The following is a 23,898-nucleotide window of genomic DNA, read 5'->3' on the forward strand; positions in this document are numbered from 1 at the left end:
ACGGCCCTCAGTGCAAGCCCACAATGGCCACGCCGATGGACACCAGCACGATGCCGGCCACGCGCATCGGTGCGAGCTTTTCGCGAAACAGCACCCGACCCAGAATCATGATGGCGACGATGTTAATGGAGCCCAGCAGCACGCCGTCCGACAGTGGCACCAGCGAGAGAAAAGCCAGCCAGACCAGAAACTCCGCGACATAGCAGGCAATGCCCACCCACAGCCAGGGCCTGGCCAGCATGAAACGCCATCGCTCCGTGCCATTGCGATGCCCGGGCTCGCTGGCCGCTGCCTTGAAGGCCAGTTGCCCTCCGCTGTCCACCAGCACATTGAGTATCCAAAGCGTCACCACCAGGGGCGAGAGATCACTGCCCATTCGCACCCCTGACAGGCGCCGCCGAGCTGGCGATGCGCGCGATGAATTCATTGAGCTTGGCAATCACGGTGCGGCGCTCGCGGTCGATGGTGATCATGTGATAGCAATTGTCCAGCAGCACCAGGTCGACATGGGCATTGACCGCGCCGCGCTGGATATCGTGGGCATTGCTGACCGAGGAAATATCGTCTTCCCGGGCATGAATGACCAGACAGGGCGAGCGCAGCTGGGCCAGTCCGGCCTGCACGTTCGCAGACAGGGCACGCAACTCGATGACACTCCACCAGGGATTGCCGGGCAGTCCTGCGGCTGAGCTGTCGCCACTGTTCATCTGCTCGACCACGCGCGCGCGCAAGGCCTCGTCCTTGATGCCGTAGGGCGGTGCCTCCATGAAGACGCTGTTGCGGCCAATGCCCAGCAGCCGGAAAAGCGGCAACAGGAACGCCAGCTTGGTATAGGCCGGAATGCTCCAGCCGTCATAGCGGAAGGTGGTGGACAGGGCGCAGACGCCGGCCACCTTGTCGGGATGGCGCTCGGCCACGGCCAGCGACAGCAGCGCCCCCATAGAGAGCCCCCCGACCACCACATGGTCCACATGCAGCGAAAAGCGCTGCAGACCCGACTCCACGCTCGCCAGCCAGTCCGTCCAGCGCGCAGCCACCAGGTCTTCCATGCTGCCGCAATGGCCTGCCAGCTGCACCCCGTACACCGTGAAGCCCTGCTTGTTCAGACCTTTTGCGAGTAGGCGCATCTCTGCCGGCGTGCCGGTCAGGCCATGGATCAGCAGAACCCCTGTGCGGGCATTGCGGCCTTCGCCGGGCATGACGAACTCATGTGGCGTCACGCACAGCTGCTGCAAGTCCGGCTGCTGCAGCAGCCCCAATCCATCCGCGGCATTCATGCGGTCTGCTCCATGCCGAGCACGACTTGCTCCAGCAACTGGGTGGCCTGCGCAAAATTCTCGAAGCGCGCATGGGCAATGCCCTGGCTCTCGCAATAGTCGATGAGCTTGTACTTGGCGAGCACGAAGTCCGCCTTGCCGGAAACGCAGAAATCCGACGTGCTGTCGCCGATATAGAGCACCCGGCCGTGCACGGCCTGCTGTTCGGCAAGACGTTCGCACTTGCAGTTGCCGCTGGCCCTAGAGCAGCGATTGCTGGCCCATGGCGAATCCAGTCGCCAGCTGCGCTCGCCGGTCTTCACCAGGTGATTGGCGATGACTTCCAGGTCTCCGAGGCCATGGCGTGCGAGCACATGGCGAATCGCATGGTCGATGCCGTCGCTGACGACCTGCACCTTGATGCCATGCAGCCTGGCCTCGGCCACGAAGCCGACAAAATGCTCGTCGATCGCTATGCCTTCCAGATGGCTGTGCAGCTCGTCCTCGCTCATGTCCAGCAAGGCCACCTGCCCCTTCATGCATTCGCGCGAGCCGATCTCGCCACGCTCCCAGGCGTCTTCCAGTGCCTGCCAGCCCGGCTTGCCAAAGCGGTTGAGCAAGGTATCGGTCACGTCCAGCAGGCTGATGGTGCCGTCGAAATCGCTTTGCACCATCCAGCCAGTCGAAGCTGCACCTGCAGGCGACGGGAAAATCTGAATGCGCTTATTCATGGAAACTGACCCTCACGTTCTGACCCACCTTGACATTGGCGGGCGGCTGGTCGAACGCCAGCACGCATTCCACAATTCTTACCGGGCCGCGCTGCGCGTCGTCCTGCAGCCGGGCCGTTCCGTAGACGGGACTGATGCGCAGCACGGTCGCCGCAGGAAACTCCTGCCGGGCAGCATTTGTGTCTGCGTCAACGGCCACCTGGGCCTTCATGCCTTCGCGAATGGCCCCCACGTAGCTTTCGTTGACTTCGGCCCGCACGATCAAGGGGCGCTTGGGCAGCAGCACGGCCACCGGACTGCCGCTTTGCAGCATGCTGCCGCCCTGGGCCAGCAGCCGCACCACGACGGCTGCCTCGGGTGCACGCAGCTCATGGCGCTGCAGCAGGGCTCGCAGCTGCTCGGCCTTGCGCTTGGCGACCGAGACTTCAGCAGCCGCAATGTCCACTTCGGACTGTGCGTCGCGCAGGGCCTGCACGGCTTCGTCCACGCTCTGCAGATCCGCCGCTCCCTGTTTGGCTGCAGCCTGCCAGCGCGTCAGCGTGGCCTTGAGCGCGGGCAGGCGATCCTGGCGCGTCTTGAGCTTGGTCTGTGCCAGCTGCAGCTCGGACTCCGCCACGGCCACATCGGCGCGCGCGGCATCGTCTGCAAGACGCAGCACGAGCTGACCTTTCTGCAGGCTCTGGCCTTCCTTGACCAGCAACTGCTGCACCACGCCCGCTGCGGCCGAGGAAAGGTCGAGCAGACCGCCTTCGACGTCGATCTTGCCCCGGGCGACAGCCACCTGACTTTGGGGCTTGACCTGGGCCGCAGCGCGGCTGACCACGGAGGCAGAGTCCTGGGACGGAGAGCACCCGCCCAGCATCAGCACGGCCGCCGCCAGCAGCGGCGCGCCCGACACAATGCTGAGACGAAATGGGCTTGGGTTCATGTTTATTCCTTGATGGGGCTGTTCTGGCGCCAGTCGCTGCGAATGGCACCGTCTTCCATGCCCAGCACACGATCGGCATGGCGCACCAGACGCGGGTCGTGGCTGACGCAGAGCACCGTGGTGCCGTGCGTGCGCGCTGCGCGGTGCAGCAAATCAATGACGCGCTGGCCGCTCTCGGCGTCCAGCGCACTGGTGGGCTCGTCGGCGAACAGCAGGCGCGGCTGCTTGGCCATGGCACGTGCGATGGCCACACGCTGCTTCTCGCCGCCCGACAGCTGGGCCGGGCGCATGTGGCTGCGGTGCGAGAGCCCCACTTCATCGAGCGCCTCCTTGGCTCGGCGCAATGTCTCGGCGCTTCTGAGACCCATATAGCCCAGCGGAAGCTGCACCTGCTCCAGTGCCGTCAAGGCCGGAAACAGGTTGAAGCCCTGAAAGACGAAGCCCGTATGACGCAGACGAAATTTCTCCAGCGCCGCCGAGCCGAGCTTGGCCAGGTCCTCGCCCAGCGCCAGCGCATGGCCGGCATCGGGCTTCTGCAGTCCCGACATCAGGGACAGCAAGGTACTTTTGCCGCAGCCCGATGGGCCAGAGATCAGACTCAGCTCCCCCGCATACAGGCTGACGGACAGCCCTTGCAGCACATGCACCTGCACAAGACCCGACACAAAGGATTTTTCGAGGCGCACGGCCTCGAGGCTGGGCACTGCATCCTTGGCTGCAGCAGAAGTTCTGACACGATCCATGGTCTCGGCTTGCATGTTTCGGGCCTTAACGCAGCAGGGTTGCAGGGTCGGCACGCAGCAGGCTGCGCATGGCCCCCAGGCCCGAGAGCAGCGACAGCACGGCCACCAGGAAGCCGCAAGCGAGCACGGCTGACAGGTTCAGGGCCACGGGGACGCGGTAGCTCGATGCAATGCTGAGCAGCACCGCACTGGCCAGAGCCGCCAGGACAAAGCCCAGACCGCCAATCCAGCAAGCCTGCTCGACCACCACACGGCCCAGTGCGGCTCGGCTCACACCCAGCGCATTGAGCACCGCATACTCGCGGGCGGACCCGGCCACCACCGCCTTGAGCGACTGGCTGGTCACGATGGCGCCCACCAGGCAGACGATGACGGCCATGAAGAGCACGCCGGCACCGGCGCCGGTATCGAGCATCCAGTAACGCTGCGAGCGGCGCGCAAAGGCATCGGCAGTCCAGACCTCATAGGGGCCGAAACTGCTGCTGGACCGGCTCAATCTCGCCTGGGCCTCGGCGGCCTTGGCACCTTGCTTCAGGCGCGCCACGAAATAGGTGCTGCCATGCTCGGCACTGGTTTCCGCAATTTCGCGGGCCGTGCTGAGCGAAGCGATCACGTTGACGCCACCCAGCCCGCGCAAGCCGTCGACGGCCGCCACGACCTTGACCGCATGGTTGTTGATCCAGGCCGTGCTGCCTTCCTGCGCCCCCAGAGTCCCCAGGTCCGCCCTGTCCACGATCACGGCGCCGGGCTCGCGCAGCAACTGACGCTGCCACGAGGTGAGCACCTTGGTGAACATCATGGAGGTGTCCGCTGTGCCGACCCCCGACAGATAGACCGAGACTCCGCCGCCGGTCGCGCCCTGGGCACCCGCGCGTGCGCGCCAGTCGCCATCGACCCAGACATAGGATTCCACGGCCGCCACATCGGGGTCCATGCGCAGACGCATCTCCACATCGCTGCCGATGTTGCGCCCGAAGTTCACGCTTTGCGTACCCGGATAGCCCACCCAGAGGTCAGCCGAAGAAGCCGTCACGTAAATCGCGGCAGAGCCGAAGATGCCCAGCACCAGGGCAGCCTGCATGGCCAGCAGAACGCCCGAAAAGCCCACGGCGAACACCGAGGGGACAAAGCGCCTCCACTCATAGATCAGCGTCTTGCGCGCCAGGGCAATCATGGCTGGACCTCGGAGACTGCGGCATCGATGGGCGCAGCGCCCACAGCCTTGTAGAGCGCCACATAGGCCAGCGCCTCGGCAGCCCTGGCAGTGGCCAGCTCGCTCTGGTTGTGCAGGCTGGCGCGGGCGTTGTCGATAGCGGCAAATTCGCTGGACAGACCCAGTTGCTGGCGCACGGCCTGGGCCTTCTCGCGCCCGGCATGGATCTGCCTCTCGGACTGCAGCTGCTGCTGCCTCTGCTGCTGGGCGGTGACCGCTGCCAGCGCCGATTCCGCCTCGGCAATACCGTTGAGCACCGCCTGGCGATAAGCCTTGATGCTGGCCTGCAGCGCCAGCTCCTTGCCGTCGGCCACGGCACGGCGACGGCCCCAGTCAAAGAGCGGAATATCGATCTGCGGACCGACCATGGGGATGGAGTCCGAAGTCGTGCGGTGATTGCGCGTCAGGTTGTAGGCGTACAGCAAGGACCCCGTGAGGGTCAGCCGCGGGTACAGCGCTGCGCGCGACACGCCGACCTCGGCCGCGGCCTGCTCCACCGCAGCCTCGGCACTTTGAATATCGGGGCGGTTGCGCAGCAGGTCGGCCGGCAGAACGGCCAGTGCCTGGACGGTGGGCAATGCGGCATCGGCACTGGGTTGCAGCCATTGCGGCTCGGCACGCTCGCGTCCCAGCAGGGCCGCCAGCGCATGGGCAGCACGCGCCTGGGCTTCGTTCAGGGTGGACAGCTGGGACTCTGCGGTGCGCAACTGCAGCTGCTGCTGCTCCAGAGACTGGGCATCGGCCAGCCTCTGCGCATGCCGAATCTGCAAGAGCTGCAGCTGCCGCTGCGCCTGCTGCAACTGCCTTTCGGCGAACGTGCGCTGCACCTGGGCCAACCGGATATCGAGATAGCGATGCACCACATCGGCCACCAGAGCCACCCGCGCCGCATGCAGCTGTGCTTGCGCGTCCAGCACGCCAGCCGCGCCGGCACGGCGTGCCGCCGCGGAATCGCCGAACAGGCCCAGGTCCCAGCTCACATCGATGCTGGCATGAAAGTAGGTGTCAACTGCCGCAATGTCCTGCAGGGTCCGCGCCCCGGTGCTGACCGCAGGGCGAAAAGCCGCATCGGCCGTCCCTGCCAGCAAGCGCTGCTGACGCAGGCGCAGCACGGATTGAGCCACATCAAGATTCTGGGACAGCGCCTCGTCCACCAGCGCATTCAGCGCGGGGTCATTCCAGGCACGCCACCAGAGGGCCAGTTCCGCAGGATCGGACTTTCGAGCCGTCTCCGGCTGCTGCCACCGGGGGGGCGTGCTCCGGTCCAGCCTGACTGCCTCGGGCGCAGCACAGCCTGCCAGCAACGACAAGGCACACAGACACAGACTGCCCATGCGAAGACGCGAGACGTGGGAGGGAAATATCACAGCGCAGTTGGCTCAAGCTATAGGTGTCACCCAGAAAACCGGCGGAAGGCGGAAACAGCTTTCCATCCTCGCGATTGGACGGCAGCAAGCTTTCGCCAGATTGCAGGGTTTATGTAGGAATTATGGAGAGCCATCGCCATTCGTGGATTACAGCGGCAACGCACATAATGTGCAAACAACAAGTTTCAGGGAGTCCCGCAGATGCATGACTTTGCTGCACAAAAAACCATGACGACCTTTGCTCAACCTGCCTCCACTCCCATGGTGCTGGTAGTCGAAGACGAACCCGCCATTGCCGGCGTGCTCAGTGCCTACCTGGAGCGCGACGGCCTGCGCATCCGCATGGCGCAGGACGGCGAGGAGGCCTTGCAGAGCTTTCGGCAGCTGCGCCCGGATCTGGTGCTGCTCGATATTCATCTGCCCAAGGTCGACGGCGTGGACGTGCTGCGCATGATTCGCAACGACAGCGATGTCCCCGTCATCATGGTAACGGCTCTCGCCGACGATGTGGACAAGCTCCTGGCCCTGCGCCTGGGGGCGGACGACTATGTGGTCAAGCCTTTCAACCCTCCCGAGGTGGTGGCCCGGGTGCGCGCCGTGCTGCGCCGCACCCAGGCCAAGCCCGCGCCGGTGGCTGCGCCCATCCGCGTCGGGCCGATAGAGATCGATGTGGAAGCCCATAGCGCCGCTGTCTATGATGATGCGGGTCAGGCCGTTCCCCTGGCCCTCACACTCACGGAATTTCGCCTGCTGGCCTGTCTGGCGGCCCAGCCGCGCCGCTGCTTTTCAAGGGCCTACCTGATTGAGCACTGCCTGCCGGAAAGCGACGCACTGGAGCGGGTGATCGACTCCCACCTCTCCAAGCTTCGCCGCAAGCTCCAGCTGGCCGGACAGGACGGACTGATCGAGACCGTGCGCGGTATTGGCTATCGTCTATGGCCCTGGGACTGAACCGCATCTGGGTCCGCTTCGGTCTCTGGATCACGGCGGCCGTGCTGCTGGCCATTGCCTCCCTGGCCCTTGGCGTGCTGGCGTTTTCCGAACTGCAATACCGCGAGTTCTATCGCCACCTGCCGAGCCCGGTCAGGACCGAGCTGGAAGTGCTGAAGTCGCAGGACCTGGAAGACAGCCCCAGGGCCTTGCAGATCTACTCCGAGTACTGGGAAGGCGACCGCCTGTTCGGCGAGAAATGGTCGCTCGTCATCGGTCTGGCCGTCAGCCTGCCTTTCGGCATGGCTGTCGGCTTCTGGATTTCACGCCGCATCACCAGTCCGCTGGCCTCCATGGTGGAAGTGGCGGCGCGCGTGGAGCGCGGCGACCTGGCCGCCAGGGCCGTCAAGGGCAATGCCCATGGCGAGATGGCCGAGATGATCGATGCCTTCAACGGCATGGTCGATTCGCTGGAAACCCTGGAAGCGGAGCGACTGGCCACGGCCGCCTCCATCTCGCACGAGCTGCGCACCCCCTTGACGGTGCTGCAGGCCCGTCTGCATGCGATCTGCGACGGCGTCATCGACTCCAGCCAGGCCGAGATGAAGACGCTGCTGGCCCAGGTCGAGCACCTGGGCCGGCTGGTCGGCGATCTTCACACTCTTTCGATGGCCGATGCCGGGCAGCTGTCGCTGCGCAAGGAGCGCATTGACCTCGCCGCACTGGTCGGCGATGTCGTCGAGGAATTGCACCCACAGCTGCAAAAGCAGGACATGGCCCTTTCGCTCGATCTGCCCATGCAGGACGGCGATGGCAGCACCGACATCAAGGCCGACGCGGATCGACTGCGCCAGATTACGACCAACCTCATCAGCAATGTGCTGCGCCATGCCAGCAGCGGGCACTGGCTGAGCATCCGGGTGCATGCAAGCACCGATCACCTGAACCAGTCATGGGTGGTCCTGGAAGTGGGCGATGCGGGCCCCGGCCTTGCCGCCGAGGTACAGGCCCATCCGTTCCAGCGCTTTGTCCAGGCTCCCGGCAAGCGTCGCAGGGAAGGATCGGGTCTGGGCCTTTCCATCGTCAAGGCGCTGGTGACCTCCCAGGGCGGCACCGTCAGCGCAGGCGTATCAGAGCGCGGCGGGGCGCTGTTCACGGTGCGCTTTCCCCGTCTCTGACACCGGAGTCCGCGTTCAGCCCCGGATAGAGAGCCGCCATGATCTGCTGCAGGCTTTGCGAGAGCAGCTCCATCATGGCGCTTTTCTGCGCAGCACCGGCTTGCGCAGCGTTCTCCACCCCGCGCAGCTGCGCCCAGAGCGCCTCCCATTGCGCGGCATGGGCCTTCACCGCCTCCTGGGCCAGCTCGCTCCACTGCCGGGGAGCGGCCGGGCTGGTGTAGCGCCCCCGGCCACGGCCAAAGTGCGAGATCAGCAGGTATTTCAGCAGTACCTGACTGACGGACGCGTTCAGATAATCGCCGGAGAGACGAAAGCTCTGCTGCTCCTGGTCGAACAACTTGTTCGCACCCCAGGCCGCACCGCCCAGGGTGAGGGCTCCCAGCAGCGCGCCCACCAGGGCTCCGGCCCCCAGCGTCAGGCCGCCAGCCATCAGATCGGCCCCCAGCCCTGTGGCCGCACCGGCGGTCAGAGCGCCCCACAAGCCGGCCGCCTGCGCGTCCACGGGCGTGGTGATCTGCAGCTGGCTGCGCAATTGCTCCTGAATCTGGCTGCCCGCCTGACCGTCGAGCCCATGAATCTCGAGCAAGCGCTGCGTGGCCTGCACGTCGGCCTGGCGCAAAGCCTGCAACAGCCGCTGCACGGCCTCCTGGGCCTGGGCTCCGAGCCGCTCGTCCCCCCCTTCCGCTCGCCCCAGCTTGGCGGCGAGCTGGCCGAGGCTCTGCCAGGCACGCGCCAGCAGGGGGCCTTGCTCGGGATCGAGTTTTTCATGCAGCCCCGCCGCCGCCAGCAACTGCTCGGCCATGACCGCCAGGCTTTGCTGCTCGCGCTGTTGCTGCTGCCAGGCGCGCTGCGCCAGCAGGCGCTGGTACGCAGGCTGCTTGGGCTGGGGCAACAAGGGTGCAATGCGCTGCATCATCCTGCGCTCGTGCCACCAGCTGCGCGTGAAGGCATCGAGCACGAGCACATCGCGCACCACACTGTGAAAGCTCTGGGTGGCCTGCTGCCAGCGCCTCAGATCCTGCTGCGTCTGCGCTGCCGTGGTGTCACTGCCAATCTGGTTGAGCAGCACGATGACCGGCTTGTCGAGCCAGGCCAGTATGTTCATCTCGGCGTTCCAGTAGCCGGCATCGGCCGGGTCTTCCGCGGCGTTGACCAGGTAGAGCATCACATCCGCGTGGTCGCGCGCAGCGAGCAAGGCACGCTGGCTCAGGTAAAAAGGTTTGTCGCGCCAGCGATCCCAGACGTTGCTGAGAAACCAGCCCAGTGGATTGCCATGCTGCCGCAGGCGCTCAAAAAGCCGCACGGAGTCGCCGAAACCCGGCGTGTCCCAGAGCCACAGCTCGTCGCCCTGCGGCGATCTCTGGAGCAGATAGCGCTGTGACCGGGTGGTCACATGGGCGGCGTCATCAATCTCGCCGACGTCGTCGGCCAGCAGCGTACGGGTCAACGTGGTCTTGCCGATATTGGTGTGCGACAGCAGGCACCACTGAATGCTGCTGTCAACCGGAACCAGCTCCTTGCTCTCGCGCATCGTCACACTCCTGCGTCGGGCACCAGGGTCGCGTTCAGGCCCGCGCTGTGCACAAACTCCCGCCACAGCTGTTCGCGCTCCTGCACACGCGCCGGGGCACCGCTGTTGCGCGTCCGAAAATCCGCCGCCCACAGCCACACATCGGTCTGTGCGCCCCAGCGGCTCAATACCTGTGCCAGCAGCACGCCATGAATTTCCGCCTCCGGCGTGGCAGCCAGATTGAGCAGCAGCAACTGCAGAGCGTCAACAGACGAAGCATCCGGCAAGGGCGCTCCATAGGCCAGCACCGGCCGCAGCTCAAGCTGCGCTCCAGCACCGTAGCTCTGCGCCACATGGCTGCGCAGGGCGGCTTCCCGCTCGGGCGTGATATCCAGGCTGTAGGGCTGCACCCGCAGCACCGTGGCGCGTCCCGCCCAGTCGCGCTGCAGCTTCCGGAAATAGGGTTGCTGCAGCGGCAAGGCCAGATGCCGGCTCAACCACCAGCTTCTGGCACCCTGCCAGAGCGCCAGCAGCAGTCGCGGCACGACCACCATCAAGCCCAGCAACCAGCTGTAGAGCTGCACCCAGCGTGGTCCCGCATCAGCGGCATCACCGGCCGACCAGCCCTGCAACGCCTGGATCTGCGCTGGACTCCACGGCGCCAGCCCCAGCAGATGCTGCACCGGCGCAAACAGCAGGTTCAGACAGGTCTGCACAGCGGAGGGCGAAAGAAAAGTGCTCTCCCAGCCCACCTGGTACGCCTTGGTCAGGCCGGTCAGCCATAGCGATGCCAGCGCGCCCAGCGCCAGCATGGCAGCCCCCAGATGCAGGCACGCAAGCCATTGCGCATGGCGCGGCCGCTGGTTGACCTGCCACCAGTTGCGCTCGAAGTTCAGCGCCATCTTGCGCAGTCCCGTGCCGCGTGAAACACGCCACTGTCTTGCCTGCAGCTTCTGCAGCCAGCCGCCAGGCGCTGCCGCGGCGCCCTGTCCCTGTTCGGGCTCCAGCGGAGCAATCACCGTCGTCTTGCGCCGCACCCGACTGCGCAGCCAGGTCAGCAGCAACAGCGCATAGACCAGCAGATTCCACAGCACGATACCGACCAGCGAAGCCGAGAGCAGGTCCACACGATGCGGGTCGGTGACCGCATGGCCCGCAAAACCCAGCGCAAACGCCGCAGCCATTACGGCCAGCACCATCCAGCGCGAAATGCCGGCGCGCTGCCGGGTCATCGCGCGTATGTCGGCAGGCAGCTGCGCTGCAGCGATCACACGTCGTGCCCGCTCCAGCAGAAAGCCTTCGAACGCTGCGCGGCCCCCCACTGCGGTCCTGCCCTGGGCGTGGAGGCACTCCTGCGTGATGGCCGTGCAGCGCTCGGCCGTTGGCAGCGCCTCGTGCGCAGCGGCGGTTTCCAGAGCGTGGGCAAAGACGATATCGCGGACTGAGCTGGCTTTCATGTCGCTATTGTGTTTCAGGGCTGGAGGGGACGCTGCAAATATCAAAACAATAGCTGTCAGCACTTTCCTCTTGCGGTTCGCAGGCATTTTTCACAACTCTTCCATCGGGACTTGCCTGCAAACGTCCCCAACCCGCCATGTGCTATGAATGCGGCTTTGCTGCCCGACACCCGAGGAGACAAGCCATGACCCAGAACCCCCAAGCCATGCCCGATGCCCAGGGCTTCTTCGGCCCTTATGGCGGCCAGCTCGTGCCACCCGAGCTCAAGCAGTGCATGGACGAGATCGCCGCAGCCTATGAAGAGATCGTCCAGCGCCAGGATTTCCAGGACGAGCTGGCCGCACTGTTTGCAGACTATGTGGGCCGACCCAGCCCCATCTTTCACGCCAGACGCCTGTCCGATCAGCTGGGCGGCGCGCAGATCCATCTCAAGCGCGAGGATCTGAATCACACGGGGGCGCACAAGATCAACCACTGCCTGGGCGAGGCACTGCTGGCCAAGTTCATGGGCAAGAAAAAAGTCATTGCCGAGACCGGCGCCGGCCAGCATGGCGTAGCCCTGACCACGGCCTGTGCGCTGGTGGGCATTCCCTGCGAGATTCACATGGGCCAGGTGGATATCGAGAAGGAACACCCCAACGTCACCAAGATGCGCATTCTGGGCTGCAATCTGGTGCCCGTCACGCGCGGCGCAGCCACGCTGAAGGAGGCCGTGGACAGCGCCTTCGAGGTCTATCTGCAGGACCCCGTCAACACCATTTACGCGATTGGCTCGGTGGTCGGCCCACACCCCTTTCCCATGATGGTGCGGGACTTCCAGTCCATCGTGGGTCGTGAGGCTCGCGAACAGTTCCAGACCCGGCACGGCAAGCTGCCCGACCATGTGGCAGCCTGCGTAGGCGGGGGCAGCAATGCCATGGGCATCTTCACGGCCTTCCTGGGTGACGCGTCCGTGCATCTGGTGGGCGTGGAGCCTGCCGGTGAAGGCGTGGACAAGCCCGGCCGCCATGCTGCCACGCTGTCGGTTGGCAAGCCCGGCGAGATTCACGGCATGAAGTGCTATGTGCTGGAGAACGCCGACGGCACGCCGGCCGCCGTGCACAGCATCGCCTCGGGCCTGGACTACCCCGGCGTGGGCCCGCAGCACAGCTATCTCAAGGACATAGGGCGCGTGGACTACCAGTCCGTGGACGACAAGGAATGCCTGAATGCCTTCATGACGCTGTCGCGTGTGGAGGGCATCATCCCGGCACTGGAAAGTGCGCACGCCGTGGCCTGGGCCATGCGCGAAGCGCCGGGGCTCGGCAAGGACCAGCATATTCTGGTCAATCTCTCGGGACGCGGCGACAAGGATGCCGATTACGTCGCCAGGAAGCTGGGGCTGTAACAGCCGCACCCCGCACAGGGCTGCTCCCGCAGCCCTGTGCTTCGGAGCGTGAAATGCTCTGAGGGCACGGTCACACAACCGTCATCAACAACCGCAAGCATGAGGCGATCTCCATCCATGCCTGAAACCATGTCCCCTACCCACCCCGTCTTTGCCCTGACCTTGCTTGCCGCCCTTGCCCTGAGCGCCTGTGGCGGTGGAGACGGCCCGACGCCGGCACCTGCACCGCAGTTTCTGACGCTGGACGGCAAGCAGCCCCAGGTCATCGCCCACCGCGGCTATTCGGGCCTGTACCCCGAGCAGACACAGATGGCGTATGAGAAAGCCATCGATGCCGGTGCCGACATGATCGAGCTGGACATGCACCTGAGCCGCGACTGCCAGCTGGTGGCACGCCACAACGCCTGGCTCAGCGACAGCACCAATATCGCCGAGGTCGCCAAGATCAATGCCTATGTGGCTGGCCGCAAGCGCACCACGCCTGGCGTGCTGGTCAACGTGAAGTACCCGCCCATTGCCGCCAACGGCCCCGCACAGTACCTGAGCGACCGCATCGATCCGAACAATCAGAAGTCGGTGCTGCAGGCTCTGGTGGTCGATGGCGAGGACCATACCGGCGACTGGTCCATCTCGGACTTCACCCTGCATGAGCTGCGCACGCTGCTTGGCGGCACCACGCTGGACAACCGCGCCGATCGTCCCAGCGAATGGAATGGCAAGCTGCCGCTGATCAGCGCACAGGATGTGATCGACATCGCACTCGCCAAGGGCAAGGCGGCAGGCCGCACGATTGCCGTCTACGCCGAGACCAAGAACCCATACTGGAACAACCAGCAAGCCATTGCCAACAGCTGCGGAACGGGTGAGCACCCCTTCGAAGACGCCGTGATGGCGCTGCTGGACAGGAACAATCTCAACCGCAAGGAAGCGCCCATCTACATCCAGAGCTTCGACCCCGACAGCCTGAAGTATCTGCGCAAGGCAGGCATGCGGGCCAAAGGAGTGCAGCTGATCGATGGCAACGACTACAACTTCAGGGACGGTTCCGTCGGCTATATCACTGCCGACGAATGGACCTTCATCAGCGGCCGCCCCTATAGCTGGACTCTGGCCGGCGATGCGCGCACCTTCGCGGTCATGCAGACGCCGGCAGGCCTGGCCGAGATCAAGACCTATGCCGACGGCATCGGTCCCTGGAAACCCCAGGTGCTGGCCCATTCCGTCGTTCCCTACAAGGACGGCGCAGGCCTCAAGGACGTCAACACGCTCAAGGACACCGGCCTGATCGCCAATGCGCACAAGGCCGGCCTGGTGGTGCACAGCTTCACCTTCCGCAGCGAGGCCAGCCGGCTCGCGGGCATCTTCAAGGGCGACCCGCTGCAGGAATATCTGGCTTACTACCGTCTGGGCATTGACGGCGTGTTCACCGACTTCACGGCCGATGGCGTGAAGGCTCGCGATGCCTATATCGCCGAGCTGAAAAAGCAATAGGCCCTGCTCGTTGCCGCCGCAGCCTGCGGCGGCGGACTGTCACGGCTCACAGGCATTGTGATCCGTGACGCCAAGCCGTCCCGGCCCCAGATCCGGCTTGTGCCTCAGCGCAGCCCGCCGATATAGCGTGCCGAGGTGCGCAATATCTCGGCGGCCTTGGTGGTGACCGAGCTATCGCTGTGCGTGGTCGCGACAGGCGCTGCATGTCGCGGCTTGTCCACGCTCCAGCTATCCTGCAGACGCCGGGCCAGGCGCGCCAGCTCCTCATCCTGTTGCTCTCGCGCATGCTCCAGCGCAAAGGCCACCATGGCCTGTGCATAGACCTGGTTGCAGGCCATCCATTCGGTATCGGTCACCCGGCCCGTCTTGCGCCGCAACACCACATGCAGATGTGCGGCCACCGCCACTCGCTCGCTGTCCTCCATACACGGCTCCTGTCTCTGATGGACCACTAGTGCTGACGCTCCAGATGCAGGCTGATATCCAGACCCTCCATCTCCTGCACGGCATCCACCCGCAACGGCATCAGCAGACGGATCAGCACCAGCACCCCGGCCGTGGCTGCGGCACTGTAGGCAGCCACTGCGGCCACCGCGATCAGCTGATTGAGCACTGTGGCGCCCGTACCCGCAATCAAGGGATCGGCGAATATTGCCGTGAGGATGGAGCCGGCAATGCCGCCCACCCCGTGCACGCCGAACACATCGAGCGAGTCGTCAGCCCCCAGCCGGCGCTTGAGCCAGGTTGCGCCCCAGAAACAGACGGCACCCGCAATCAGGCCTATCCAGACCGCACTGCCCACCTGCACAAACCCGGCGGCAGGAGTGATGGCGACCAACCCACCCACCATGCCGGAGAGCAGGCCCAGCAAGGTGGGAGCACCGCGAACCAGCCACTCCACCACCATCCATGCCAGTCCGGCGGCCGCTGCCGCCACCAGCGTGACCACAAAGGCCAGCGCTGCGCGCCCGTCGGCGGACAGGGCCGACCCGGCGTTGAACCCGAACCAGCCGATCAGCAGCATCGCCGTACCCATGGCCGTCCAGCCCAGGCTGTGCGGCTCGAAGGGCTCGGTTCCGTAGCCACGCCTGCGCCCCATCATGAAGGCGCATACCAGTGCTGCCACTCCTGCGTTCACATGCACCACGGCACCGCCGGCAAAGTCCAGTGCACCCAGCTGATTCAGCCAGCCGCCGCTCTCCCACACCCAGTGCGCCACCGGGGCATAGACCAGAACGCTCCACAGCGCGGCAAACATCAGCAGCGCCGCGAAACGCATGCGCTCGACCACGGCCCCCACGATCAGCGAGGTGGTGATGATGGCGAATGCGGCCTGGAACAGGGCATAGGCCGCTTCGGGCAGATGCGGCGCCAGATGGCTGACCGAAATCACGCTGCGCCGTCCGTCAAAGTGCAATGCGGCAAACCAGGCGCGCCCCAGGTTGCCAAGCCAGGGAGACTCTGCTGTAAATGCGAGCGAGTAGCCCAGGCCGAACCAGGTCAGGGTCACCACACAGGCCACCGCAAACACGGCCACCATGGTGTTGACCACATTCTTGCGACGCACCAGCCCTGCATAGAACAGGGCGATGCCCGGCAAGGTCATCAGCAAGACCAGCGCCGACGCAACCATGACCCACCCGGTATCTGCCTTGTCGATGGCAGTCAATGGCACCATTTCCATGCACTCCCCCCTGCTTGTTTGCCTTGACAAGGAAGGAAGCAGGTTCCATGCCAGTGCCATGTCTATCTTCTTTCGCTGCATTACTGATAGCAGGCTGCGCTTTCTCATCAAAGAGTTCAAGCTCATTGCATATGAATCAGGGCTTGCAGCTTGTGCTTGGTGCAGAGCCCGCTATGCTCGACAAGGTCCATCGTTGCTGCACTGATTCATGACCTGGCTGCTGCTGACTCTTCATGTATTGCTGATCGCCGGTTTCGGCCTGCGTATCCTGCTGCGCCGGGACATGCGGCCCGACGTGCGACTGGCCTGGCTCATGGTCATCGTGCTGCTGCCCTATGTGAGCTGCCTGCTGTACTACCTTTTTGGCGAGGTGGCCCTGGGCCGCGTTCCCGGCCGCAGAAGACTCAATGTGCGCGAGTTCTGCCAGTCCCGGAGCAGCGCCGCTGCCGATGCCGACCGCAGCCCGCAGGCACTGCCGACCATTCCCGGTCAATGGCTGCCGGCCTTTCGCTATGCCTCTTCCATCAACGGCTTTGTGCCGCTGCCCGGCCACAGGGCCGAACTCATGCGCGATGGTGCACACGCCCGTGCGCAAATGCTGGCCGACATGGATGCCGCACGCCACGAGATCAATGTGCTGTACTACATCTGGCTGGACGACGGCACCGGCACCGATATGGCCCATGCCCTGATACGTGCCGCACAGCGCGGCGTGACCTGCCGTGCCATGGTCGACGGGCTGGGCTCGCGCGCATTGACGCGCTCGCCACTGTGGCAGCAGATGCGGCAGGCCGGCGTGCACCTGGCCATTGCCTTGCCCATCAGCAATCTGCTCAAGGTCATGCTCACCAGCCGCATCGACCTGCGCAATCACCGCAAGATCACGCTCATAGACGGCAGGATCTTCTATTGCGGCAGCCAGAACTGCGCCGATGAGGGCTTTCACATCAAGGCGCGCTACGCTCCCTGGGTGGACATCATGCTGCGCCTGCAGGGCCCGGTGGTCACGCAGATGCAGCAAGCCTTTGCCAGTGACTGGGCACAGTCCGATACGCGTCTGGCCCCCCCCGCAATCGAAGCAGCCGTTGCCGCTGAGGGCGGCTTCCATGCTCTTGCGATCGCCGAAGGGCCGACGGAAAGAGCACGCTCCACCCCCCAGCTGGTTGCCTGCCTGCTGGCCTGCGCGCGGCGCGAGGTCGTGATCTCCACACCCTATTTCGTGCCCGACAGCACGGTGCTCGATGCCTTGTGCGCCGCCGCGCTGCGTCAGGTGCAGGTCACGCTGATCCTGCCGGCCCGCAATGACTCATGGATCGTCGGCGCCGTCAGCCGCAGCCATTACTGGCGACTGCTGAGGGCCGGCGTCCATATCCACGAATTCCGCCCCGGCCTGCTGCATGCCAAGACCCTGTGCCTGGACGGCTCGGTCAGCCTGATCGGCTCCACGAATCTGGATCTGCGCAGCTTCGACCTGAACTTCGAGAACAACGTGTTGCTCCACGACGAAGCCACCACCGCTGCCATCCGTCAGCGCCAGCAAAGCTATCTCCGCGACTCCGACAGGGTGACACTGGAGCAGGTGCGCGCCACGCGCTGGTGGAAACGCATCTGGGACAACCTGCTGGGTGCCCTGAGCCCTCTGCTGTAGGCCCCTATGCCCAAGCTTTGGGCATGCGCCACGACCGCGCACCAGGCGCGTGCACACAGACTGCCGGTCTCGCACCAGGACGGACAGTCCCTTGATTTCATGCATGAAAGTCAAGGCTGACCTTCTTCGAAATGACGGAAATCTGCAGGAATACCCTCTGCTGGCACGCCTTTCGCTTGCCTACATTCTTGTATGCAAGTTGTAGTCAACTTGCATACAAGATTCCACAACTTGCGAAAGACGACTATGCGCCGCTTTGTCAGATCACTGTTCGGACAGGTGGTGATCGCACTCATACTGGGTGTGCTCGCCGGACTGCTGGCCCCTGAATGGGCCGTGAAACTCAAACCCCTGGGCGATGGCTTCATCAAGCTCATCAAGATGATCATTCCCATACTGGTGTTCTGCGTGGTCGTGCACGGCATTGCCGGCGCGGGCGACCTCAAGCGCGTCGGTCGCGTGGGCGTCAAGGCCCTGATCTATTTCGAGGTGCTGACCACCATCGCCCTGGGCATGGGCCTGGTGCTGGCCTTTGTCTTCGAGCCCGGCGTGGGCATGAACGTAGACACCAGCAAGCTCGACGCCTCGGCCATGGCGGCCTATGCCAGCAATGCCGACAAGCTGACCAGCGGCGGCACGGTGGATTTCCTGATGAAGCTCATTCCCACCACCGTGGTGGAGGCCTTCGCCAAGGGCGACGTCCTGCAGGTGCTGCTGTTCGCCGTGCTGTTCGGCTGCGCGCTGACCATGCTGGGAGAGCGCGGCAAGCCCGTCTCCGAGCTGGTGGACACCTTGTCCATGGCCCTGTTCAAGGTCATGGGCATCATCATCAAGCTGGCACCGCTGGGCGTGCTGGGTGCCATCGCCTTCACCGTGGGCCAGTACGGCATAGGCTCGCTCAAGCAGCTCGGCATGCTGGTGGCGCTGTTCTACGCCTCGGTGCTGATCTTCGTGTTCGTGGTGCTGGGCCTGGTGATGCGCCTGTCCGGATTCAGTCTGATCAAGCTGCTGCGCTACCTGCGCGAGGAACTGACCATCGTCTTCGCAACCACCTCCTCCGACAGCGTGCTGCCCCAGATCATGGCCAAGCTGCGCAATATGGGGGTGCGCGACTCCACCGTGGGCCTGGTGATTCCCACCGGCTACTCGTTCAACCTGGACGCGTTCTCCATCTACATCACGCTGGCTGCGGTCTTCATCGCCCAGGCCACCAACACCCCGATCAGCATGTCCGACCTGCTGACCATCCTGGCCATCGCGCTGGTGACCTCCAAGGGTGCGCACGGCGTACCGGGCTCGGCCATCGTCGTGCTGGCCGCCACCCTGCATGCGATTCCCGCCATCCCGGCGATCGGCCTGGTGCTGGTGCTTTCGGTGGACTGGTTCATGGGCATTGCACGCGCTCTGGGCAATCTGATCGGCAACTGCGTGGCCACCGTGGCCATCGCTGCCTGGGAAGGAGACATCGACCGCGAGCGAGCCCATGCGGTACTTGACGGCAGGGCCGAGCCACGGACCGAGGAGGACGACCCCGCATCTGCTATGGTGCCGCCTGTCGTCGTCCCCATTCCTCATTCCAGCCACTGAACCACGCAATGACACCTGCCTCTCCCCAGCACATCGCGGAACGCGTCGTCGAAGCCATCCTGGCCCAGAAACTCGCACCCGGCGAGCGACTGGGAGAGCAGGAGCTGGCCAACAACTTCGACGTCAGCCGCACCGTGGTGCGCGAAGCGCTGATGCAGCTGCAGGCCCGGGGCTTTGTCCAGGTCCAGGCCCGCAGGGGCTGGTACGTGGTCCAGCCCTCGGCGGCCGAGGCCATGGACGCGTTCTCTGCCCGGCGGATCATCGAGACCGGCATACTGCAGGAGGCCGGCAAGCCGCTGCAGCGGGTCATCACCCGGCTGCGCCGCCATATCGCCCAGGAACAGAAAGCCATCGCCGGGGCGGACAGCGCCACGCGCGCCTTCCTGCTTGCGGATTTCCATGTCTGCCTGGCAGAACAGATGGGCCACCGGCTGCTGGCCGACACGCTGCGCGACCTGACGGCACGCACCACCCTGGCTGCCACGCTCTATCAGTCCACGCACAGCGCCAGCCAGTCCTGCGCCGAGCACGAACGCATCGTGGCCGCCCTGGAGCGCGGCGACACCGAGAGTGCCAAGGCGCTGCTGCTGGAACATATCGGCATGGTGGAGCGCTCGCTGGAAATCCGCGCACCCGAAACCGAAGAGCCCGGCGACCGACTGCGTGCCACGCTGGCGCCTGTGCTCAAGAAGTAGCCTGGCTCCACTAATGCAAAGCAGGCTGCCATCATTCAAGTTGCAGTGCTTTGCAGGTCAATGTCATGACTGGCTGAGCATTCAGCCGGACTGATCCGTTCAGCGACTCAGCTGAACTTCGGATACGCCGCTCTGTCTTGTGTCCTTGTCGCATGGGCTCTTCCTACGCCCCTGTGCGCACGATAGACCTCCAGCAACGGCTCGCCATACCTTGAACCGGCCGCCCCCACTCAAATGATCGCGAATCACAGCGGGACAGCAAGTAAGCCGAGTAGCACTCGCTCACCCCTTGGGCCATGAGCTGAGGCGGTTGAAACAAAAATGTTCATTTTGTTACACTTGTGGATTCACTTTCTTTCTCATTTCCATGTTCCAAAGAATTGCCATTGTCCTGGCCTGCACCGGCGTAGTCGGCTGCGCTTCTGTCGTCAACGACAGCACCCATCCGATGAAGGTCGAAACGAAGGGTGAAAACAATACGTTGATCACCAATGCCGAGTGCAAGCTCACCAATGACTATGGAACCGTCTCGGTGAAGTCTGGCGATACTGTTCAGGTGCGCCGCTCCAGCAAAGATCTCGATATCGTCTGCAAGCAAGCCGACAATCCAGACGCCACAGCGAGGGCCATCTCCCGCGCCAACGGCGGCATGTTCGGGAACATCATTCTTGGCGGCGGTATTGGTGCCATCATCGACCACAACAAGGGGACGGCGTACACCTACCCGACCTGGGTTCAACTGGTGTTCGGCAAAAGCCTGGTATTCGATCGCACGACCGAAAAGGAAGGCCAGCCCACGCCTCCTTCCGAACTGCCCGTGACATCGGCAGGAAAGTAATTGTTTGAGCCGGGTCATTGCAATGACCCGGCTGCAAGACACCGACTGCTACCGACTGTGGTGATGCACGCCTTTCTCTACATGGAAGATTTGCAGTGCAGCTTTAAGTCGCGGCCTTGCCCCAAATGGCAAGCACAGGGGCAGCCAGCGTTCAGCCCAGGTTTGGCGCCAGATAGCGGCGCAGCTCCTCGATATCCATCGCACGTCGCCGGGCCATATCGGCGAGCTGGTCTTCGCCGATCTGGCCCACGTTGAAGTAGGCCGCTTCGGGGTTGCCAATGTAATAGCCGCTCACGCTGGATGCCGGGTTCATGGCCAGGCTCTCGGTCAGCGTCATGCCGATCTCATCGGCCTGCAGCGCCTTGAACAGGTCGATCTTGGCCGTGTGATCGGGGCAGGCAGGGTAGCCGGGCGCGGGGCGAATGCCCTTGTAGGCTTCCTTGATGAGTTCCTCGTTGCTCAGGTCCTCGTCTTCGGCATAGCCCCAGAGATCCTTGCGCACGCGCTGGTGCAGGCATTCGGCAAAGGCTTCGGCCAGGCGGTCGGCCAGGGCCTTGAACATGATGCCGCTGTAGTCGTCCAGCGCAGCTTCGAATTCCTTGTCCTTCTTTTCGGCGCCGATGCCGGCGGTCACGGCAAACAGGCCGGCATAGTCGGCAATGCCCGACTCCCTGCTGGCCACGAAATCGGCCAGGCAGCGGCTGGGGCGCATCACGGGCCGTCCATCCGGGCCGTCCACGGCCTGTTTTTCGGTCTGCTGGCGCATGCCGTACCAGGTGGTCAGCACCTGGCTGCGCGATTCGTCGGTGTAGAACACGATGTCGTCGCCGACGCGATTGGCCGGGAACAGGCCCATCACGCCATTGGCCTGCAGCCAGCGGCCGTCGATGATCTTCTGCAGCATGAGCTTGGCATCGGCCAGCACCTTGCGTGCTTCCACGCCCACGACTTCATCGTCGAGGATGGCCGGGTACGGTCCCGCCAGGTCCCAGGTCTGGAAGAACGGTCCCCAGTCGATGTACTGGGCAATTTCGGCCAGGTCGAAGTTCTTGAACACGCGCCGGCCCAGGGTGCGCGGCACCACAGGGGCATGGTTCACCACGGCTGCATTGGCACGGGCCTGCGCCAGCGTCCACAGCGGCGTCTTCTTCTTGTTGGCATGCTGGGTGCGCACCTTGTCGTAGTCGGCGCTCAGCTCGTCCAGATAGGCCTGCTTGCCTTCGCCCAGCAGGCTCTGCGCCACGCTGACCGAGCGCGAGGCGTCGGGCACATAGACCACGGGGCCTTCGTACCTGGGCGCGATCTTCACGGCCGTGTGCACGCGCGAGCAGGTCGCGCCGCCGATCAGCAGCGGAATCTTCTTGATGCGGAAGTAGTCGTCCTTGTCCATCTCGCCGGCCACATACTGCATCTCTTCGAGGCTGGGAGTGATCAGGCCCGACAGGCCGATGATGTCAGCGCCTTCGGCCTTGGCACGCGCCAGGATCTCGTGGCAGGGCACCATCACGCCCATGTTGATGACCTCGAAGTTGTTGCACTGCAGCACCACGGTGACGATGTTCTTGCCGATGTCGTGCACGTCCCCCTTGACGGTGGCGATGACGATCTTTCCCTTGCTGGTCACGTCCATGCCTGCCGCTTCCTGCTGGCGTTTCTCCTCCTCGATATAGGGCACCAGGTGGGCCACGGCCTGCTTCATCACGCGCGCGGACTTGACCACCTGGGGCAGGAACATCTTGCCGGCACCGAACAGGTCGCCGACGATATTCATGCCGTCCATCAGCGGACCCTCGATCACGTGCAGCGGGCGGCCACCGCCCTTCACCACGATCTGCTGGTAGGCCTCTTCGGTGTCCTCGGTGATGAAGTCGGTGATGCCGTGCACCAGCGCATGCGACAGACGCTCGCTCACGGTCTTGGGGTTTTCGGCCGTGCCGCGCCATTCGAGCTTCTTGCTGTCGTCCTTGGCCGCGCCCTTTGCGCTGTCGGCGATCTCGAGCAGGCGCTCGGCTGCATCGGGGCGGCGGTTGAGCACCACATCCTCCACGCGTTCGCGCAGCTGTGGCTCCAGGTCGTCATAGACACCGATCATGCCGGCGTTGACGATGCCCATGTCCATGCCTGCCGCAATCGCGTGATAAAGGAACACGGTGTGGATGGCCTCGCGCACAGGGTCGTTGCCGCGGAAGGAGAAGCTCACGTTGGAGACGCCGCCTGAAACCTTGGCGCCGGGCAGGTTCTGCTTGATCCAGCGCACGGCCTCGATGAAATCGACACCGTAGTTGTTGTGCTCTTCGATGCCGGTGGCCACGGCAAAGATGTTGGGGTCGAAGATGATGTCCTCGGGCGGGAAGCCCACTTCGTCGACCAGTATGCGGTAGGCGCGTTCACAGATCTCGATCTTGCGCGCAAAGGTGTCGGCCTGGCCTTTTTCGTCAAACGCCATCACCACGGCGGCTGCTCCATAGCGCTTGACCAGCCTGGCGTGCTTCTTGAATTCTTCGACGCCCTCCTTCATGGAGATGGAATTGACGATGCCCTTGCCCTGCAGGCAGCGCAGCCCGGCCTCGATCACGTCCCACTTGGAGCTGTCCACCATCACCGGCACCTTGGCGATATCGGGCTCGGAGGCAATCAGGTTCAGAAAGCGCACCATGGCGGCCTTGCTGTCCAGCATGGCCTCGTCCATGTTCACATCGATCACCTGGGCACCGTTTTCCACCTGCTGGCGCGCCACGGCCAGCGCTTCCTCGTACTGCTCGTTCAGGATCAGGCGCGCAAAGGCCTTGGAGCCGGTGACGTTGGTGCGCTCGCCCACGTTGACGAACAACGTCTCATCACCGATGAAGACGGGCTCCAGGCCGGACAGGCGCATCGGAGGAATGGCAGTGGAAGGGGTAGCAACGGACATCAGCTCACCTGTGTGAAAACCAGAAACAGAATCGAAAACAGGTGAGCGCCGTTGTGAGTACGGGCAGATGGTCAACCGGATCTGCCACCCCGAGCCTGACGGGTCAAACATCTCTGGGATGACCGGCTGCAGCGCTCCTCGGGGGTGAAGCACGACATTCTACGGTGAGGGCGGGCGATCGGGGCTTCAAGGCGCTTTGCCCCCGTGGCGGTGGGGACGCGCTCGTTGCGGACGGCTATAGCAGATCCGACCTTCCACACCCCAAAAAGAGGAGCATGGCAAAAGGTAATTTCGCAAAATGCGAATGCAGCCATCTCGCTTCAAGCATATTCAGGGTATGGTG

20 protein-coding genes and 1 riboswitch are annotated in these 23,898 nt (G+C 64.2%); of the genes, 8 read left to right on the plus strand and 12 right to left on the minus strand.

Annotated features, from left to right (window positions below):
* Window positions 1-7 precede the first annotated feature (7 nt).
* From E2583_RS15695 to E2583_RS15725, 7 genes are read right to left on the minus strand one after another with little or no spacing between them, the layout of a single operon-like run.
* Window positions 8-376: an EamA family transporter gene (locus E2583_RS15695; RefSeq protein ID WP_003071857.1), complete on the minus strand. Its 369-nt coding sequence runs from the start codon at window positions 374-376 to the stop codon at window positions 8-10.
* The gene (locus tag E2583_RS15700; RefSeq protein ID WP_291597172.1) at window positions 366-1,277 is read right to left on the minus strand and encodes an alpha/beta fold hydrolase; all 912 of its coding nucleotides are present in this window, start codon (window positions 1,275-1,277) and stop codon (window positions 366-368) included. The genes E2583_RS15695 and E2583_RS15700 overlap by 11 nt, the downstream gene beginning before the upstream one ends.
* Entirely contained in the window at window positions 1,274-1,987 is a 714-nt protein-coding gene (locus E2583_RS15705; RefSeq protein WP_291597173.1) for an MtnX-like HAD-IB family phosphatase, read from the minus strand. Before E2583_RS15705 ends, E2583_RS15700 begins: the two co-directional genes overlap by 4 nt.
* Entirely contained in the window at window positions 1,980-2,915 is a 936-nt protein-coding gene (locus E2583_RS15710) for an HlyD family efflux transporter periplasmic adaptor subunit (RefSeq protein WP_291597174.1), read from the minus strand. The genes E2583_RS15705 and E2583_RS15710 overlap by 8 nt, the downstream gene beginning before the upstream one ends.
* Window positions 2,916-2,917: 2 nt before the next feature.
* Window positions 2,918-3,673, minus strand: a complete 756-nt coding sequence (locus E2583_RS15715) for an ABC transporter ATP-binding protein (protein ID WP_291597175.1) — start codon at window positions 3,671-3,673, stop codon at window positions 2,918-2,920.
* 10 nt (window positions 3,674-3,683) lie between these two features.
* On the minus strand, window positions 3,684-4,832 hold the full coding sequence (locus E2583_RS15720) for an ABC transporter permease (RefSeq protein ID WP_291597176.1): 1,149 nt from the start codon (window positions 4,830-4,832) through the stop codon (window positions 3,684-3,686).
* Window positions 4,829-6,205, minus strand: a complete 1,377-nt coding sequence (locus E2583_RS15725) for an efflux transporter outer membrane subunit (protein WP_291597177.1) — start codon at window positions 6,203-6,205, stop codon at window positions 4,829-4,831. Before E2583_RS15725 ends, E2583_RS15720 begins: the two co-directional genes overlap by 4 nt.
* Before the next feature lie 261 nt (window positions 6,206-6,466).
* On the opposite strand from E2583_RS15725, the gene E2583_RS15730 reads away from it, so the two are divergent.
* Window positions 6,467-7,189, plus strand: a complete 723-nt coding sequence (locus E2583_RS15730) for a response regulator (protein ID WP_291597178.1) — start codon at window positions 6,467-6,469, stop codon at window positions 7,187-7,189.
* Window positions 7,174-8,346 carry an ATP-binding protein gene (locus tag E2583_RS15735; protein WP_291597179.1) on the plus strand — a complete coding sequence of 391 codons (1,173 nt, stop codon included), beginning with the start codon at window positions 7,174-7,176 and terminating at the stop codon, window positions 8,344-8,346. The genes E2583_RS15730 and E2583_RS15735 overlap by 16 nt, the downstream gene beginning before the upstream one ends.
* Here E2583_RS15735 and E2583_RS15740 read toward each other — a convergent pair.
* Both E2583_RS15740 and E2583_RS15745 read right to left on the minus strand, forming a co-directional pair.
* Window positions 8,321-9,877 carry a DUF3482 domain-containing protein gene (locus E2583_RS15740; RefSeq protein WP_291597180.1) on the minus strand — a complete coding sequence of 519 codons (1,557 nt, stop codon included), beginning with the start codon at window positions 9,875-9,877 and terminating at the stop codon, window positions 8,321-8,323. The two genes, E2583_RS15735 and E2583_RS15740, sit on opposite strands and share 26 nt — an antisense overlap.
* Before the next feature lie 2 nt (window positions 9,878-9,879).
* Window positions 9,880-11,313, minus strand: a complete 1,434-nt coding sequence (locus E2583_RS15745; RefSeq protein ID WP_291597181.1) for a DUF2868 domain-containing protein — start codon at window positions 11,311-11,313, stop codon at window positions 9,880-9,882.
* A 185-nt stretch (window positions 11,314-11,498) separates the two neighbouring features.
* On the opposite strand from E2583_RS15745, the gene trpB reads away from it, so the two are divergent.
* Together trpB and E2583_RS15755 are read left to right on the plus strand one after the other, a co-directional pair.
* On the plus strand, window positions 11,499-12,701 hold the full coding sequence (trpB, locus tag E2583_RS15750; RefSeq protein WP_291597182.1) for a tryptophan synthase subunit beta: 1,203 nt from the start codon (window positions 11,499-11,501) through the stop codon (window positions 12,699-12,701).
* Between the two features lie 117 nt (window positions 12,702-12,818).
* Window positions 12,819-14,192, plus strand: coding sequence for a glycerophosphodiester phosphodiesterase family protein (locus E2583_RS15755; RefSeq protein ID WP_291597183.1), 1,374 nt, complete (start codon window positions 12,819-12,821; stop codon window positions 14,190-14,192).
* Window positions 14,193-14,296: 104 nt separating this feature from the next.
* Here E2583_RS15755 and E2583_RS15760 read toward each other — a convergent pair whose 3' ends face one another.
* Window positions 14,297-14,617 (minus strand): hypothetical protein, encoded by a 321-nt coding sequence (locus E2583_RS15760; RefSeq protein WP_291597184.1) that lies wholly within the window; start codon window positions 14,615-14,617, stop codon window positions 14,297-14,299.
* 26 nt (window positions 14,618-14,643) lie between these two features.
* Complete coding sequence (locus tag E2583_RS15765) at window positions 14,644-15,876, minus strand: ammonium transporter (protein ID WP_291597185.1); 1,233 nt, start codon at window positions 15,874-15,876, stop codon at window positions 14,644-14,646.
* A gap of 208 nt (window positions 15,877-16,084) precedes the next feature.
* Here E2583_RS15765 and cls point away from each other — a divergent pair, with 208 nt between their 5' ends.
* From cls to E2583_RS15785, 4 genes are all read left to right on the plus strand, one after another.
* A complete protein-coding gene (gene cls, locus E2583_RS15770; protein WP_291597186.1) occupies window positions 16,085-17,524 on the plus strand; it encodes a cardiolipin synthase in 1,440 nt (479 codons plus the stop codon).
* A gap of 246 nt (window positions 17,525-17,770) precedes the next feature.
* On the plus strand, window positions 17,771-19,111 hold the full coding sequence (locus E2583_RS15775; protein WP_291597199.1) for a C4-dicarboxylate transporter DctA: 1,341 nt from the start codon (window positions 17,771-17,773) through the stop codon (window positions 19,109-19,111).
* Window positions 19,112-19,119: 8 nt separating this feature from the next.
* Complete coding sequence (locus E2583_RS15780) at window positions 19,120-19,806, plus strand: GntR family transcriptional regulator (protein ID WP_291597187.1); 687 nt, start codon at window positions 19,120-19,122, stop codon at window positions 19,804-19,806.
* Window positions 19,807-20,173: 367 nt separating this feature from the next.
* Window positions 20,174-20,644 (plus strand): hypothetical protein, encoded by a 471-nt coding sequence (locus E2583_RS15785; RefSeq protein WP_043370447.1) that lies wholly within the window; start codon window positions 20,174-20,176, stop codon window positions 20,642-20,644.
* Between the two features lie 151 nt (window positions 20,645-20,795).
* Here E2583_RS15785 and metH read toward each other — a convergent pair whose 3' ends face one another.
* Entirely contained in the window at window positions 20,796-23,555 is a 2,760-nt protein-coding gene (gene metH, locus E2583_RS15790; RefSeq protein ID WP_291597188.1) for a methionine synthase, read from the minus strand.
* A 36-nt stretch (window positions 23,556-23,591) separates the two neighbouring features.
* A riboswitch (S-adenosyl-L-homocysteine riboswitch) is annotated at window positions 23,592-23,701 on the minus strand.
* Between the last annotated feature and the right edge of the window lie 197 nt (window positions 23,702-23,898).

Origin of the sequence: Comamonas sp. (assembly GCF_009360615.1) — a bacterium.
In the GTDB taxonomy this organism is placed as follows: Bacteria; Pseudomonadota; Gammaproteobacteria; order Burkholderiales; family Burkholderiaceae_C; genus Comamonas.

Coding starts and splice junctions, on each gene's coding strand:
- E2583_RS15695 (WP_003071857.1), bottom strand. CDS start 376: ATGGGCAGTGATCTCTCGCCCCTGGTGGTGACGCTTTGGATACTCAAT.
- E2583_RS15700 (WP_291597172.1), bottom strand. CDS start 1,277: ATGAATGCCGCGGATGGATTGGGGCTGCTGCAGCAGCCGGACTTGCAG.
- E2583_RS15705 (WP_291597173.1), bottom strand. CDS start 1,987: ATGAATAAGCGCATTCAGATTTTCCCGTCGCCTGCAGGTGCAGCTTCG.
- E2583_RS15710 (WP_291597174.1), bottom strand. CDS start 2,915: ATGAACCCAAGCCCATTTCGTCTCAGCATTGTGTCGGGCGCGCCGCTG.
- E2583_RS15715 (WP_291597175.1), bottom strand. CDS start 3,673: ATGCAAGCCGAGACCATGGATCGTGTCAGAACTTCTGCTGCAGCCAAG.
- E2583_RS15720 (WP_291597176.1), bottom strand. CDS start 4,832: ATGATTGCCCTGGCGCGCAAGACGCTGATCTATGAGTGGAGGCGCTTT.
- E2583_RS15725 (WP_291597177.1), bottom strand. CDS start 6,205: ATGGGCAGTCTGTGTCTGTGTGCCTTGTCGTTGCTGGCAGGCTGTGCT.
- E2583_RS15730 (WP_291597178.1), top strand. CDS start 6,467: ATGACGACCTTTGCTCAACCTGCCTCCACTCCCATGGTGCTGGTAGTC.
- E2583_RS15735 (WP_291597179.1), top strand. CDS start 7,174: ATGGCCCTGGGACTGAACCGCATCTGGGTCCGCTTCGGTCTCTGGATC.
- E2583_RS15740 (WP_291597180.1), bottom strand. CDS start 9,877: ATGCGCGAGAGCAAGGAGCTGGTTCCGGTTGACAGCAGCATTCAGTGG.
- E2583_RS15745 (WP_291597181.1), bottom strand. CDS start 11,313: ATGAAAGCCAGCTCAGTCCGCGATATCGTCTTTGCCCACGCTCTGGAA.
- trpB (WP_291597182.1), top strand. CDS start 11,499: ATGACCCAGAACCCCCAAGCCATGCCCGATGCCCAGGGCTTCTTCGGC.
- E2583_RS15755 (WP_291597183.1), top strand. CDS start 12,819: ATGCCTGAAACCATGTCCCCTACCCACCCCGTCTTTGCCCTGACCTTG.
- E2583_RS15760 (WP_291597184.1), bottom strand. CDS start 14,617: ATGGAGGACAGCGAGCGAGTGGCGGTGGCCGCACATCTGCATGTGGTG.
- E2583_RS15765 (WP_291597185.1), bottom strand. CDS start 15,876: ATGGAAATGGTGCCATTGACTGCCATCGACAAGGCAGATACCGGGTGG.
- cls (WP_291597186.1), top strand. CDS start 16,085: ATGACCTGGCTGCTGCTGACTCTTCATGTATTGCTGATCGCCGGTTTC.
- E2583_RS15775 (WP_291597199.1), top strand. CDS start 17,771: ATGCGCCGCTTTGTCAGATCACTGTTCGGACAGGTGGTGATCGCACTC.
- E2583_RS15780 (WP_291597187.1), top strand. CDS start 19,120: ATGACACCTGCCTCTCCCCAGCACATCGCGGAACGCGTCGTCGAAGCC.
- E2583_RS15785 (WP_043370447.1), top strand. CDS start 20,174: ATGTTCCAAAGAATTGCCATTGTCCTGGCCTGCACCGGCGTAGTCGGC.
- metH (WP_291597188.1), bottom strand. CDS start 23,555: ATGTCCGTTGCTACCCCTTCCACTGCCATTCCTCCGATGCGCCTGTCC.